The sequence below is a fragment of the Bacteroides mediterraneensis genome, assembly GCF_900128455.1.
In the GTDB taxonomy this organism is placed as follows: Bacteria; Bacteroidota; Bacteroidia; order Bacteroidales; family Bacteroidaceae; genus Phocaeicola; species Phocaeicola mediterraneensis.
Genome location: NZ_LT635783.1, coordinates 2,568,366 through 2,583,651 on the forward strand (window position 1 = coordinate 2,568,366; position 15,286 = coordinate 2,583,651).

General features: G+C 52.0%; 13 protein-coding genes. 3 read left to right on the forward strand and 10 right to left on the reverse strand.

Annotated features, from left to right (window positions below):
• The first annotated feature begins 27 nt into the window (after nt 1-27).
• Nucleotides 28-2,901 (forward strand): PD-(D/E)XK nuclease family protein, encoded by a 2,874-nt coding sequence (locus BQ7480_RS10975; RefSeq protein ID WP_072542883.1) that lies wholly within the window; start codon nt 28-30, stop codon nt 2,899-2,901.
• Nucleotides 2,902-3,118: 217 nt separating this feature from the next.
• Here BQ7480_RS10975 and BQ7480_RS10980 read toward each other — a convergent pair whose 3' ends face one another.
• The 8 genes from BQ7480_RS10980 to kdsB form a co-directional block, all read right to left on the reverse strand.
• Complete coding sequence (locus tag BQ7480_RS10980; RefSeq protein ID WP_072542884.1) at nt 3,119-4,270, reverse strand: DUF6057 family protein; 1,152 nt, start codon at nt 4,268-4,270, stop codon at nt 3,119-3,121.
• A 6-nt stretch (nt 4,271-4,276) separates the two neighbouring features.
• Entirely contained in the window at nt 4,277-6,289 is a 2,013-nt protein-coding gene (locus BQ7480_RS10985) for an alpha amylase C-terminal domain-containing protein (RefSeq protein ID WP_072542885.1), read from the reverse strand.
• A gap of 18 nt (nt 6,290-6,307) precedes the next feature.
• On the reverse strand, nt 6,308-6,751 hold the full coding sequence (locus BQ7480_RS10990; protein WP_072542886.1) for a NanQ anomerase/TabA/YiaL family protein: 444 nt from the start codon (nt 6,749-6,751) through the stop codon (nt 6,308-6,310).
• Nucleotides 6,752-6,780: 29 nt separating this feature from the next.
• Nucleotides 6,781-7,446, reverse strand: coding sequence for a DUF2461 domain-containing protein (locus BQ7480_RS10995; RefSeq protein ID WP_072542887.1), 666 nt, complete (start codon nt 7,444-7,446; stop codon nt 6,781-6,783).
• Between the two features lie 72 nt (nt 7,447-7,518).
• Entirely contained in the window at nt 7,519-8,304 is a 786-nt protein-coding gene (locus BQ7480_RS11000; RefSeq protein WP_072542888.1) for an inositol monophosphatase family protein, read from the reverse strand.
• The gene (locus tag BQ7480_RS11005; protein ID WP_072542889.1) at nt 8,301-9,422 is read right to left on the reverse strand and encodes an MORN repeat-containing protein; all 1,122 of its coding nucleotides are present in this window, start codon (nt 9,420-9,422) and stop codon (nt 8,301-8,303) included. The genes BQ7480_RS11000 and BQ7480_RS11005 overlap by 4 nt, the downstream gene beginning before the upstream one ends.
• Before the next feature lie 70 nt (nt 9,423-9,492).
• On the reverse strand, nt 9,493-10,785 hold the full coding sequence (locus BQ7480_RS11010) for a M16 family metallopeptidase (RefSeq protein WP_072542890.1): 1,293 nt from the start codon (nt 10,783-10,785) through the stop codon (nt 9,493-9,495).
• Nucleotides 10,782-11,543, reverse strand: a complete 762-nt coding sequence (kdsB, locus tag BQ7480_RS11015) for a 3-deoxy-manno-octulosonate cytidylyltransferase (protein ID WP_072542891.1) — start codon at nt 11,541-11,543, stop codon at nt 10,782-10,784. The genes BQ7480_RS11010 and kdsB overlap by 4 nt, the downstream gene beginning before the upstream one ends.
• Nucleotides 11,544-11,945: 402 nt before the next feature.
• On the opposite strand from kdsB, the gene BQ7480_RS11020 reads away from it, so the two are divergent.
• The gene (locus BQ7480_RS11020; RefSeq protein ID WP_072542892.1) at nt 11,946-12,407 is read left to right on the forward strand and encodes an alanyl-tRNA editing protein; all 462 of its coding nucleotides are present in this window, start codon (nt 11,946-11,948) and stop codon (nt 12,405-12,407) included.
• A 12-nt stretch (nt 12,408-12,419) separates the two neighbouring features.
• Nucleotides 12,420-13,343: a DNA/RNA non-specific endonuclease gene (locus tag BQ7480_RS11025; RefSeq protein WP_072542893.1), complete on the forward strand. Its 924-nt coding sequence runs from the start codon at nt 12,420-12,422 to the stop codon at nt 13,341-13,343.
• Nucleotides 13,344-13,370: 27 nt separating this feature from the next.
• On the opposite strand, the gene BQ7480_RS11030 is transcribed toward BQ7480_RS11025, so the two are convergent.
• Together BQ7480_RS11030 and BQ7480_RS11035 are read right to left on the reverse strand one after the other, a co-directional pair.
• On the reverse strand, nt 13,371-13,871 hold the full coding sequence (locus BQ7480_RS11030; RefSeq protein ID WP_072542894.1) for a hypothetical protein: 501 nt from the start codon (nt 13,869-13,871) through the stop codon (nt 13,371-13,373).
• An 11-nt stretch (nt 13,872-13,882) separates the two neighbouring features.
• On the reverse strand, nt 13,883-15,265 hold the full coding sequence (locus BQ7480_RS11035) for a TolC family protein (protein ID WP_072542895.1): 1,383 nt from the start codon (nt 15,263-15,265) through the stop codon (nt 13,883-13,885).
• Nucleotides 15,266-15,286 lie beyond the last annotated feature (21 nt).

The window sequence follows — 15,286 nt, forward strand, 5'->3', positions numbered from 1 at the left end:
TACCACACTATTTCGACAATACAATATATGGAAACTTTTTTGAAGCAGGTGGCCGCTGATTTGTACCGGAAGCTGCACGGAGACTTTACCAAGGTGGCCGTGGTGTTCCCGAACAAGCGTGCCAGCCTCTTTTTCAACGAATATCTGGCGCAGGAGTCCGACCGTCCGGTCTGGTCGCCAGCCTACGTGAGCATCAGTGAGCTGTTCCGCCAGTCGTCACAATGGGTTACGGGCGACTCCATCAAACTGGTGTGCGACCTCTACAAGGTGTTCCGGGAAGTGACGGGAAGCAAGGAGAGCCTAGACGATTTTTATTTCTGGGGCGAGATGCTCATCAGTGATTTCGACGATGCCGACAAGAATCTGGTCGACACGAAGGCCTTGTTCAGCAACCTGAAAGACTTGAACAAGCTGACGGCTGAATATGACTTTCTGGAGGAGGGACAGAAGGAAGCGTTGAGCCAGTTTTTCCGCAATTTCTCCATCGAGCAGGTCACGGAACTGAAGCGGCGTTTCATCTCGCTGTGGGACGTGCTGGGCGACATCTATACGCAATACAAGGAACGGCTCCGCGAACAAGGCATCGCCTACGAAGGAATGCTCTACCGCGAGGTGACGGAAACGATGGACGTACAGAAGTTCCCCTACGATACCTATGTGTTCGTGGGATTCAACGTGCTGAACAAAGTGGAACAAACTCTGTTCAGCAAGCTGCACGCAGCCGGGAAAGCCCTGTTCTACTGGGATTACGACACCTTCTACCTGGACAAGCATCCGCACGAGGCGGGCGAGTTCATCCGCCGTAACCTGAAGAATTTCCCGTCGGAACTGCCGCCGGCCCTGTTCGACCACCTGAATCACCCGAAAGAGATAACCTTCATCGAATCGCCTACGGAAAACGGGCAGGCGCGCTACCTTCCGCAATGGATTCGGGAAAACCTGACGGAGAACGAAAAAGAAACGGCGGTGGTGCTCTGCAACGAAGCCCTGCTGCAACCTGTATTACATTCGCTGCCGGAGAACGTGCGCCACATCAACATTACCATGGGTTTCCCGCTTTCGCAAACTCCGGCCTACAGTTTCGTGAAAACACTGCTGGAGCTGCACATCTCAGGCTATAACTCCCGCAGCGGACGCTACCAGTTTGCCGAAGTCATCAGTGTACTGAAGCATCCGTACACGCAACTGCTTTCGGAGGCAGCCACTCCGCTGGAAAAGGAGCTGACAGAGAAGAACCGCTTCTATCCGCTGCCGTCGGAACTGGAACGGGATGAGGCCTTGTCACTGCTGTTCAAACCTTGCACCCACAACCAGGAGCTGTGCAAACGGCTGGCCGATATTCTGAAGCAGGTGGCACAGCTGTACCGCAAGCAGACGGCCTCGACCAGCGATGCCCTCGACCAGCTCTACCGGGAAGCCTTGTTTAAAAGCTTCACCATGGTCAACCGCTTCCATGCGTTGCTCGAAAGCAAGGATTTGGAAGTGCAGCCTGCCACCTTCCACCGACTGCTTGTGCGGGTCATGTCGGCCGCCTGCATTCCATTCCACGGCGAGCCGGCCATCGGTATGCAGGTGATGGGAGTATTGGAAACCCGTAACCTGGATTTCCGCCATGTCATCCTACTGTCGGTCAACGAAGGACAGTTGCCCAAGGCGGGCGGCGATTCTTCGTTCATCCCCTACAACCTGCGCAAGGCATTCGGTATGACCACCATCGACCACAAGATTGCCGTCTATGCCTATTACTTCTACCGCCTGCTGCAACGGGCGGAAAAAGCGACCTTGGTGTACAATACGGTGAGCGACGGCATGAACCGGGGCGAGATGTCGCGCTTCATGCTCCAGCTGCTGATTGAATGGGACTATCCGATACAACGGAAACAGCTGGAAGCCGAGCAGTCGCCGGTCGTATCCTCCCCCATCCGCATCCCCAAATCAGCCGACATTCTGAAACGGATGCAGCAGGTATTCGATATACGGGTGAATCCGAAAGCTTTCTTCTCTCCCTCGGCCCTGAACTGCTACCTCGACTGTCCGTTGAAATTCTACTACAAGTATGTGGCCGGACTTTCGGCACCCGATGAAGTGAGTGCGGAAATCGACTCGGCCAAGTTCGGAAGTATCTTCCACTATGCAGCCGAGCATATCTACAAGGACCTTACGGCACATGGGAAAGTCATCAATAAAGAGGTTTTGGAAACCCTGCTCAAAGAGGAAGTAAAGCTGCAGAACTACGTGGACAACGGGTTCAAGGATTTGTTCTTCCACCTCCCTGCCGACGAACGTCCGGAATACAACGGCATCCAGCTCATCAACTCGGCCGTCATCCTGCGTTACGTCCAACAACTGCTGCGCAATGACCTGCGTCATGCTCCTTTCACCTTCGTGGGTTCCGAACAGCCCGTCATGGAGGACATCGAGATACACACGCCCAAAGGGGTGATTCGTTCGCGCATGGGCGGTATTATCGACCGGATGGACAGCAAGGACAATGTGCTCCGTATCGTGGATTACAAGACAGGCGGAAAAGCCGATACTCCACCCAGTGTGGAGTCTCTGTTCACACCGGGTCCCAAACGTTCCAACTACGTATTCCAGACCTTCTTGTATGCCGCCATCGTATGCAGGAAGCTACGGGAACGAAACGACGACCGGAAAGTAGCCCCTTCCCTGCTCTATATTCACCGGGCAGCGGCAGAAGACTATTCACCGGTTATCCAGCTCAAGGAATCATACAACAAAACCACTCCGGTAGAGGACTTTGCCATCCTGGAAGAAGAGTTCCGCAGCCGGCTGAAAGCGCTTCTGGAAGAGGTGTTCAATCCGGAACTGGATTTCAATCAAACGGAGGAGGAAGACCAATGTACGTATTGTGATTTCAAGGGAATGTGTAAAAGATAGAATCAAAACCAAAACAAGTGTTAAATAAACATTTCCTTTTGAACATTCCAATTACACCAGCTGTTATAAAGATGTTTTTCATAGTAATAGATAAGAACAGTATTGGTATTTGTGAAAATATCAGCTGTAAGGACAAAGGCGTTTGTTCTTAAAAATAAGAGAGACTGCATTTCCCCGGCAGTCTCTCTTAATTTTTTATCCCAATCACAAATGCTTCTTATTCCTGATAGTCGTAATACCACCAATAGGTATCACCAAATTCCCGCCGCATGCGATTCCGCTCTTCCAACGAAGAACCATCTTTCTGCTGAAGTGTACGATAAGCCTTGAAACGTCCAATCATCAGACTGTCTGTCACCGGATAGAGGGTATCCTTCTGCTGTGCATGATACAGCACCACCGCCTCCCTATAATACCGAGGTAGGGTATCTTCCGGCAGATAGAAATCAGGAACAGCCTCCATGAACTGCCCCAGCTGTTTTTCCAACAGCAAGGCGGAAAGATAGTAGTCCAGAGATGTATATTTCCCCGTACCCTTATAACAAATGTTACGCAGGAACACCAGACGGTCTTCTCCGGCATACGGACGGGCTCCCAGCAAATAATAGATGGAATCATTCGTATAACGAAGCGTATGCAGGGAATCCGACTCAAAAAACAATCCGTCGGAACGGTAATACTGCGGATAAGCAAACAGCTTGTCTCCCATCTGTCCCAAATGGGACAATGCTACTGCCCGGAAAGCCGTCAAGTTACGGCTGGCCTCCAGCGAATATTTTCCGACTTCCAACACCTTGTCATATTCCCGTACACGCAGATAGTGTTCCGCTTCCAGCTCGTGGTGATAGCCCCGGTTGGTATTGCCTACACACACCGTCAGCACACACAAGCCCAGCAGAATGGTCAGGTTACTGTTCACCAGTCCCCAAAGGCTTCCTTCCTGGTTCAACTGCACCCGGAAGAGTCCGCGCAACCAGTAGCCGAGGCCGACAAACAACAACACCAGCAAGGGCAGCAACCACGTCCACGGCGTATGATAGCTGGACATATATACTCCACGCCCCACATCGGTCAGGGCACAGAGCACCAGAAATGAAGGTACATACGCCAAGGCACGCACCTTTCCTTTCAGCCCCAGCAGACTGTTCACTCCCCACCGCAGCAGCAACAGGATGAGGGTAATAACGATGGCACTGGCCAGCGGGGCAAACACTGTCTTACCGTGCGCCAGCGAAAAATGAAGCGCTTCCAGCACATCGCGCTGGAACACGTAGAGATAGACAAAGCTAAATAGAGAAAAAAGAAGACCGCATACAGCAATCATGATGCGTGCAGTCTTCTTATAAAGTGCATTTGTGTAATCACTCATACAAAATTATTCTTTCACTCGTTTCAATACCACTGCAGAACGGGCCGGCACATACAGCTTCAGCCATTCTTTCTTATCTTTTGCATAAAGCGGGTCGGCACAGGTAAAGTGGCGGAGACTGTCATCCGAGAAGCCGAAGCCACCAAACTGCTTGTTGTCCGTATTCAGCACCACATCGTAGGCACCTCTCGGAACCAGGAAGCCGTAGTCAGTAAACGAACGGGTAGGGTTGAAATTGAACACAAACACCAAGTCCTTCCGGCGGAAAGCCAGAATCTGGTCGCCGTCGTTGTGCCATACCTCGATGACATCCGATTTCTGGATATTCTTCACACTGCGCATCAGCTTGACCATGCTCTCATCAAAATCACCCAGATAATGGTAGCACAGTGTCGGGTCGTCTACCAAGTGCCACTGACGGCGGGCATACTTGTACGACCATCCGTTGCCTTCGCGTGGGAAGTCAATCCATTCCGGATGACCGAACTCATTTCCCATGAAGTTCAGGTAACCTCCGTTGATGGTAGAGGCGGTAAGCAAACGAATCATCTTGTGCAAGGCGATGCCTCGTTCCACTACGCCGTTCTCGTCGCCAATCTTGAAGTGCCAGTACATGTCGGCATCAATCAGACGGAAGATGATGGTCTTGTCGCCCACCAACGCCTGGTCGTGACTCTCACAATAGGAAATCGTCTTTTCATCCTTACGACGGTTCGTCACTTCCCAGAACAGGCTAGAAGGCTTCCAGTCCTCATCCTTGCGTTCCTTGATAATCTTTATCCAGTAATCCGGAATATTCATTGCCATACGGTAATCAAAACCATAACCACCGTCCTCGAAAGGTGCCGCCAGTCCCGGCATGCCCGAAACTTCCTCGGCAATGGTGATGGCCTTCGGGTTTACCTCGTGAATCAGACGGTTGGCCAGTGTCAGGTAACAGATGGCATTGTCATCCTGATGCCCGTTGAAATAGTCGCCGTAGTTGCAGAAAGCCTCTCCCAGTCCGTGACTGTAATACAACATCGAGGTAACTCCATCGAAGCGGAAACCATCGAAATGGAACTCCTCCAGCCAGTATTTGCAGTTGGACAGCAAGAAGTGAACCACCTCGTTCTTTCCATAATCGAAGCAAAGCGAATCCCATGCCGGATGTTCTCGACGGTCGCCCGGATAAAAATACTGGCAAGGATCGCCGGCAAAGTTACCCAGTCCTTCCACCTCGTTCTTCACGGCGTGTGAGTGCACGATATCCATGATGACGGCAATGTTCATCTGATGTGCCGTATCAATGAGCTGCTTCAGTTCTTCCGGCGTACCGAAACGCGAAGAAGGTGCAAAGAAGCTGGACACGTGGTAGCCAAAACTGCCATAGTAAGGATGCTCCTGAATGGCCATAATCTGGATACAGTTGTACCCATCCTTCGCGATACGGGGAAGCACCTTCTCACGGAACTCATTGTACGTGCCTACTTTTTCCGCATCCTGTGCCATACCGATGTGACACTCATAAATCATCAGCGGAGACACATTCGGCGTAAAGCTCTTTTTCTTGAACTTGTACGGCTTTTCCGGATTCCATACCTGCGCACTGAAAATCTTGGTCTGTTCATCCTGTACTACACGGGTAGTCCATGCTGGAATACGTTCGCCGCATCCGCCTTCCCAGTACACCTTCAGCTTGTACAAGTCGCCATGCTTCATGGCCTTCTCCGGCAGATTGATTTCCCAGTTGCCCGTCTTGCGCACCCGTTTCAGGCGGAAAGCCGGTTTTTCCTGCCAGCCGTTGAAGTCACCTACCAAATAAATTTCCGTGGCATTAGGTGCCCATTCGCGGAACGTCCATCCCTTATCCGTGTGATGCAGGCCGAAATACATGTGTCCGGTTGCAAAGTCCGACAAAGTCTTCTTTCCCACCAGTTCTTTTTCTTTCTCTATTGCATGCTGGTGACGACCGTTAATAGCGCTGGCATACGGTTCCAGCCAAGGATCATTCTTTATGATATTCAATACCTTGTCCATAGTATTAGTTATTAGAATTTATTTGACATGAACTTTTACAATCACTTTTCTCACTTTTTCAGGAGTCACGCCCGGTGCATGTGCATCTTCCGGAAAGAAAATCACGAACATCCCCGGTTTTACGGTCAGATAGTCAGTAGCCGCTCCTTCATAAAAAGAGATATCCTTCTCCGCATCGTACGCCGCTTCGGGGAGGTCGGCACGCGGCGTATAGCCCATCACTTCCACCCCCGACAACGGAAGCTGGATATCAATGAATTCATTATGCGTTTCAAGGCGTGCTTCCGCCTTGGTTTTCGGACAGACATCCGAGAAGTTCACTGTCAGTTCCCCTTCTCTCAACACCACTTTCCCCGCCTCATGAGCCTGCAGGTCGGTCGCTTTCAAGAAAGCCGCCGCCTCCGCAAACAGAGGATTCAGTGAAACATATTTCTCCAGGTTTTCCAATTTGTCAATTACCATATCATTTCACATTTAAGTAGTTAAATATTTTATTCAAACTCGTCTATCGTCTCATTCGTGAAATCGGCAAAGCGCTTCAGCTGCCGGAATATCTCTGTCATCCGGTCCAGAAAATCCGGATGGGAGAAAAATTCATCCTCCAGCGGACAGGCCACCGTAAAATCCTTACAGCGGATATACTGCGGATAAGGAAAATCTTTCGGGAATCCCTTCGGTACCGTTTTCAGATGCGTCTCCCCTACCACCGGAAAATATTGGTGGAAAGCCGGATCCTCCACAATGGCCCGAAACTCGTCGATACGGTCACACACCGACTGCCGTACTGCCCGCAACATATCGGCAGGCATGCACCAGCTCCCTCCGGCCAACATGCAGTTGCCCGGCTCCAGATGCACATAATAACCACAGTGATTGGATTTCTTCCCTCTGGCATTGATATAGCCCCCGATGTGGGTCTTGTAGGGAGACTTGTCCGAAGAGAAACGGACATCCCGATAGATACGATACGTACAATCCTGCGGAAGCACATGCGCCACACTCTCGTCGAACAGGGAGATACGGGCGATAACCATGCCCAGCAGTTCCTCAAAGTCAGCCTGCACACTCAAATACTCCGCCTTATGTTCCTGAAACCACTCCCGGTTGTTGTTTGCCGCCAGCACTTTCAGGAAGTTCAATATATTCGATATATCCATATCTTTTTCTTTTGAGTTACACAAACTTACAAAAAAAATCTTATCCGTCGCACAAAAAGGTGTTTTTTTGTACTACCGCAACAGATTCAGCAGAAAATCATGCACTTTTCCGTTCGATGCGATGACTTCCCGGCCTGTGTAGCACGAATCACCTCCCGCAAAGTCAGTGACCCGGCCTCCCGCATTCTGCACGAGCAAGATGCCGGCTGCCACGTCCCACGGGCAAGTGAAAGCTTCGGCACGGGCTTCAAAGCGTCCGTCGGCCACGTAACACATTTCAGCTGCCGCCGCACCTACCACCCGGATACCCGCCACATTGCCGTAACAATTCTCTATCAGGCGGTTGAACACCGACTTGTAGACATCCGCATCATACGGCAACCCAAAAGCCAGAAAAGCATCGTCGGGCGAAGCCACCTCCGAAACCCGTATCTGCCGGTCGTTGCAGAAAGAAGGCGCTCCCTTGTAAGTCCAGAAACACTCGTCACGACAGATTTCATACACCACCCCCAACAGGATTTCCTCGCGGTTGCGCAACGCAATACTGATGCAATAAGGTGCATGGTTGTGAATGAAGTTCGTCGTTCCGTCCAGCGGGTCCACCACCCAACAGTATTCCTCGTCGGCATGGCTTCCGCTCCCCTCTTCTGCAATAAAACCTGCCTCGGGAAGCCATTCCCGCAGACAGGCCACTATTCTTCGTTCCGATTCTTTGTCCACATACGACACATAGTCGTGTGCGTGTTTTTTCTCAATCCGTTCCCGGCTGAACTTCTTCCGCTCCTCACGGATAAAAGCGCCGGTTTCCACGGCCAGTTCACGCACCTTCCACGTCAGTTCGGATAATTCCCAGTTCATTTTTTCTCCTCCAACAAACGTCCGTATTTGAAAGTCCCCTTCCGGATGACATTCCCGTTGATATCCGTTTCAATAAAAGGACCGTCTTTCTTTCCCTGCTTGAAGAAGCCTTCAAAGCGTACGCCCTCCTTGTCAATCAGCACCCCTTTTCCGTCTTCTTTGCCCCGCACGAACCCTCCGGTGTAAACCGAGCCGTCGGCCATACGCAAGGTACCTTCTCCTTCCGCCATGTTATTCTTCCACTGGCCTTCGTATTCATCGCCGTTGGCCCACTTGTATTTTCCGGTACCCGAGCGCTGGTTCTTCACCCACTGTCCGTCGTATACAGCCCCATTGGCCCAGGTGAACGTGCCTTGTCCTTCCTGCCAGCCGTTCAGGAACTGCCCCACGTACTTGTCGCCGTTGGGATACGTGTAGATACCACGTCCCGTCCGTTCCCCGTTGGCATAATCACCTTCGTAACGTTCGCCGTTCTGGAAATAATAGATACCCTTTCCATCCTGCACATCATCCTTCCAGTCGCCCACGTACTTGTCGCCGTTGGTATAATAGAAAGTCCCCTTTCCGTGACGCATGCCGTCCTTCCATTCGCCTTCATATTTCGACTTGTCTTCCCAAACCATGGTACCTTTTCCGTTTTTCAGGTCGTTCTTCCATTCGCCCGTATAGACCGCCCCATCTTTCCAGGTGTAAGTGCCTTGTCCGTTCCGTTTGTCATGATGCCACGTGCCGGCATACAAGTCCCCGTTATAATAAGTCATGGTACCCTCTCCTTCTTGGAAATCGGCATACCACATTCCCTCGTAACGGTTGTTGTTCATAAAATAATATGTTCCTTTCCCGTGTTGCTGGTCTTCATACCATTGCCCCACATATTTTTCGCCGTCACTGAAGGTATAGGTTCCCTCCCCCTGACGTTTTCCTTTCACATATTCGCCTTCGTACACATCCCCGTTCCGGAAGACAGTCCGTCCTTTCCCGTTCGGTTTACGTCCCTTCAGTTCACCGGTATATTCCGATCCGTCTTTAAACTGATAGTATCCCAACGACATCTGGGCCGAAGCCGAAACCGATCCGAAAGTCAGTAAAGTAAATAAAATCAATGTATGTTTGTTCATCCTTATTATTGGTCTGTTTTTTTAAATCCGTTCAAAAATAGTCTTTTTACTTTTGCCCGCACCGACAGGTTTATACTTTTTTACCTGCCACCACCTCTATTAAGTTTTCTTTGCAGAAATACTGCTGAGCCAGTGAGAGTAACTCCTCCGAAGTAACTTCCCGGATGGCTGCCAGCGAAGCATCGAAGAAATCCGGTTTCAGTCCGGCAGTCTCAATGAATATCCACGCATCCGACAGTGAGAAAGCCCCTTCATACGAACGGCACATATCGCCCAGCATGTAATTGCGCACCATCTCCAGTTCCTCGGCCGGCACCTTTTCCTGCTGCAGGCGGTCCATTTCACGGTACACTTCCGTCACCACCGACTCGATGTACTCGTTGGCCGCTTCCGTGCTGACAACCAGCAGGCTCGTGCCCGGATAAGACACCAGTCCGGCCCCGATACCGTAGGTATATCCCTTCTCTTCGCGGATGTTCGACATCAGCCGGCTGCCGAAATAGCCGCCGAACAACGTGACCAGCACCCGCAATTTCAGATAGTCCGGATGCTTGCGGTCGAGCGAGAAACCTCCCATGCGGAGGGAACTCTGCAAGGCATCCTCCTTCTCCACGAAAATCCGTTTGCGGGTATCCTTCACGATATCCCATGTCCGCTCCACCTTGTCCGACGTACAGCTGCCCCACGGAGCCTCTCCCCAATGGTGCTCAATGCATCGGATAACCTCCGGCGTCACCTTGCCCGACACATACATCGAACAGTTGCCCGAATGATAATGCCGGTGATAAAACTCCTTCAACGCCTCCACCTGGATACGTTCATAATCTTCCAGCTCCGCATACCGGCCCAAAGGATGCGCGGTGCCGAACAACGAACGGTTCAGCTGCTTGCGGGCCAGCACATCCACCCGCTGGTTGTTCACCAGGAACTGCTGGCGGTTGATGTCGCAGATAATCCGGAACTGTTCCTCCGGGAATACCGCCTCCTTCACCATTCCGGCCACAATCTCCAACGTCTGGTCGAGGTATTTGGTCAGCGTGTAAAGCGTGACAAACCCACAGTTGACAGAAGAAGAAAGTTCCAGCCAAGCCCCGTAATAATCCAGCCGCTCGGCAATCTCGCCCGAGGTCATCCGTACGGTTCCTTCGCGCAACATGCGGTTGGTAAACACTGCCTGAAGCGGCTGCGACTGGTCGAGCTGTCCGCTCCGTACCAGCAAGTCGAAACGAATCACGTCTTCATTGCCCGCCGAAAGCACATACAGCGGCATGCCGTTGCGCATGCGGTGCAGTTCCGGCTGCAAGATGGAGAAATGCTCCAGTTGGCGGATGGCAGGAGCCACACTACGGTCGAGCTGCGTCATAGAGCCTCCCCGTGATTGCGCAGGAATTCCTCGGCACGTGCCAGGTCCTGCGGGGTGTCAATACCGATAGTCTCCACCTCACTGAGGCCCACCTTGATGGAATAGCCGTTCTCCAGCCAGCGCAACTGCTCCAGCGATTCGGCCAGTTCCAGTGACGACTGTGGAAGGGCGGTAATCTCTTTCAGTACCGAAGCCCGATAGGCATACAGTCCGATGTGCTTGTAATATGTGTGTCCGGCCAGCCACTCCTGCTTGTCGCGGTTGCGCTGGTAAGGAATGATGGAACGGCTGAAATAAAGGGCATTCATCCACTTGTCCACCACCACCTTCGGCGAATTGACATTCTCCAGCGCATCGAATCCGTCGGCCGGTGTAAACGGTTTCACCAAGGTGGCAATCTGGGTCGTCTCCTCGTCGAAGCACGCCTTCACGGCTTCCAGCTGCGAACGCTGGATGAAAGGCTCGTCGCCCTGAATGTTCACCACCACGTCGTAGCCGCTGCCCACCTTGCAGTAGGCTTCGTAACAACGGTCGGTTCCACTCTTATGGTCGACGGAAGTCATCACCACTTTTCCACCGAAGGCTTTCACGGCCGCTTCGATACGTTCGTCGTCCGTAGCCACGTATGCTTCGTCCAGCACACCGGCCACTTGCTCATAGACTCTCTGTATAACGGGTTTGCCTCCCAGCGGAGCCAGCGGTTTGGCCGGGAAGCGTGTAGATGCATATCTAGCAGGAATAATTCCAATAAATTTCATGATAATAATATTTGAGGTTCATCACGCAAAAATAATAAGATTTTTCCGAAACCTGAAAAGATAATCACCTTTCCCTCCCCCCAAAGACCCTAAACCTGCACTACAGACCATACAAAAATAGTTTTCTCCCACAAATCGGGTCATTCCTGGTCCCGGCTGTTCTTCCCCGAAAAACACTGCCCCGAAAAAAAATGGAAAGTACTGAGAAACAGGGCATCCAGATACGTGAATCAGGTCTCCCCAAAACGCACTTACGTTTTAATCAAAACGCAAGTACGTTTCAAGTAAAACACAAGTGCGTTTGCCTTCAAACGCAAGTGCGTTTTTTTCAGCCCTCAAAAGCCCTCAAAAGTCGACAAATCTCTTCAGATTTTCTATCTTTGCCGCCAAATCAAATAAATTATGGAACAAACCACTCAACTTAACGAACACCACAAGCAGGAATATCCTCCCATGCATACCTGCGAACACATCGTCAACCGCACGATGGTGAATCTTTTCGGATGCGGACGGGCGGTATCGGCCCACATCGAACGGAAAAAAAGCAAACTTGATTTCGCGCTTCCACAGGCTCCCTCGGACGAAGACATCACCCGCATTGAGAATACGGTCAACGAAGTCATCGCCCGTCATCTGCCGGTTACCACGGAATTCACCACCCAAGAAGATGCCGCCGGACGCTTCGACTTGAAACGCCTGCCCGAAGGGGCCTCCGACACGGTGCGCGTGGTACACGTGGGCGACTACGACGAATGTCTGTGCATCGGACTGCACGTAGAGAATACCTCAGAAATCGGTACGTTCAAAATCATCAGCCACGACTACAAGGACGGCATCTTCCGGATGCGTTTCAAACTGGTTTAAACCGCACGTACTATGGCAAAGAAAAAAAGAGGCTCTTCCACCGGCTCGTTAAAAGGGTTCATCCTCCTGCTGCTGATTCTCGGTGGAGGGGTATACTTCTACCAGAACCAGCAAAACCTGCCCGAAGCAAAAGGGCTGGAAAAAGGAATCTCGGAAACCTTGGAAAAGGCCCGGGAAAAAGTATCGCAACGGGGCACCAAGAACGCGACAGAAGAAGCCGCTCCGCCGTCGGCCACGAACCGCATCAGCAGCAAACTGGAGATTCCGGTCGTGCTGAAGAAACGGGAGGAAATCCAGCTGCAACGCACGGGCTACACGGTGTCGTACAATAATTTCTACAAGACGCCCAACTGGGTGGCCTGGGAACTGACCCGCCAGGAAACGAAGGGAGACGAGGAACGGAAAAACCGCTTCGTACCCGACCCGGACCTGCCTGAACCGCGCGTGGAGCATGCAGACTATACGCACTCCGGTTACGACCGGGGGCACATGGCACCGGCTGCCGATATGAAGTGGAGCAAAAAGGCGATGGAAGAATCGTTCTACATGAGCAACATCTGTCCGCAGAACCAGAAGCTGAACCGTGATGACTGGGGCGATTTGGAAGAACTGTGCCGCAGCTGGGCACGAAAATATGGCACGGTGTACATTGCCTGCGGCCCGATTTACGACCAGAAACAGCCGAAGCGTATCGGAGAGCATCGGGTGGCCGTACCCGACCGGTTCTTCAAGGTGGTATTGATTTACAACCGGAAAAATCCCATCGCCATGGGCTTCCTGTTCGACAACAAGGCCCATCATCAGGCCCTGCAGAAATACCTGGTACCGGTCGATTCTGTAGAAAAAGTGACGGGCATGGATTTCTTCTCCAAGCTGCCCGATGACGTGGAAAACCGTATAGAGGCCGAGCTGCCGGCACTGCCTTCAGGAAGATGAAGACAGACCGGCCACCGGTCACTCTGTTTATTCTTCCGCCTTGTATTCTTCAATGCAAAAACGGTCGATGGTGCAATGCACGGAATCGTAGCTGGAACGATAGGCCACCACCTTTACGGCCATTCCATCGTTGGCCTCCAGCAGGTACTCGTTCGTTCCGGTCGTATTCATCCGGTACCACATGCCGTTCTGCCCGTATAATATCCGTAAAGGATTTTCCAACGTATAATCCCAGCTGATACGGTAAAGTCCGGTTTCTCCCTTGTGGAAGGAGAAAGTGCAGGAATTCTCATCGTAGTCCAGGTAATCCAGCGAAGTGACTTCGTCCTTGTAGAAGTTCAATACAGCCGCTTCGTCCAAGGTATCATATTCGAGCCGGATATAATTCTCCGGCTCACATTTGTATCTGAAAGTTTCTCCCAAATGCAGTTTGGGAAGTGGAGTGTAACTGTTCACGTCGTCTTTTTCGCATGCAAACAAGAAAAACAAGGCACACAGGCACATTCCCACATATAGCAATTTTTTCATTGCGCGTTATTTTATTCCTCTTCACATCCCCCACCCAATGCATGGTAGAGGGTTATCACACTTTTAATCTCTGAGTTCCGGTCGGCCACCAGCGATAACCGGGCCGTCAGCAACGACTGGCGGGCCGTCAGTACCTCCAGGTAATTTATCGTCCCATGCTCCATCAACAGCTCCGTATCGTGCAGGGCATCCGATAAGTGCCCCACCTGCTGCTGGTCGAGCTCCGTTTTCCGCCGGGCCGTCTGCCACTGGTTCAGGGCATTGTTCACCTCCGTACCGGCATCCAGCAACGTCTGCTGGAACTGAAGCAAAGCCTCTTCCTGCTGCGCCTTACTGATTTTCAGGTTGGCTATCAGTTGCCCGCGCTGAAAGAGGGGTTGTACCAGGGAGCCCACCGCCTGTAGCAGCCAGGCCCCCGGGTTCGTCACCAACGCTCCTCCGCTGTTGGTCCATCCGGCCGCACCGCTCAACGTCACACTGGGATAGAAGCTGGAACGTGCCTGATTGGTGGCATAAAAGGCCTGCTTGAGCGTGGCCTCTGCCTGCCTTACGTCGGGACGACCGGCCAGCAAATCCAGCGGCACCCCTACCGACAGGGTCTGCGGGAAATTCACCTCGCTGAGTGTGCCGCGTGCAATGTGCTGCGGAGTCCAGAAAAGCAGACTGCAAAGACTGTTCTCCATCTCGGTCACCTGTTGCCGCAAGTCGAGCAAAGACGCTTCCGTATTCAAACGGGAGGCCTCTGCCTGATTCACCGTCGCACGGTCGGCCTGTCCGGCCCGCATCAGGGCATTCAGGCTACGGATGTATTCTTTCCAGCTTTCCACTGTTTCTTCCGTCACAGCCACCTGCTCATCGAGCATCAGCAAAGTGTAATAACTTTCCGCCACCGTGGCAATCAGCTGGGTCTGTACCGCCTGCCGATACGCCTCGCTCTGTTCCAATGCCGCCCGTTCTTTCCGTTTGGCATTGGTCAGCTTCCCAAAGAAATCCAGTTCCCAACTGGCAGAAGCTCCCAACGTGTAGGTTTTGGTGGGTTTGCTCCCGTCGTAACTGCTCAACGCCCCTTCCGGGTCCAGCTGTGCAGACGGCAGGTAGGCCTGCTTGGCCGAAACCAGGGAAGCCCGTGCTTCCTCCACTTTCAGGCGAGCCACGTTCAAATCCGTATTGGCCTCCAGAGCCCGTCCAATAAGCTGTTGCAAAGAAACGTCGGTAAACAATTCCTGCCATTTCAAATCCCCCAGTGAGGAGGTGGTATCCACCTCCTCCGGGAGCGTTCCAAACAGTCCGTCGGTTTGCACTTCCGGCTGCTGGTATTTGGTATAGATGCCGCACCCGGTCAGCATACTGCCCAGGCAAACGAGCATTCCTAAATGACTTATATTTTTCTGCATATCAAAATCGTCTTTAGTAGA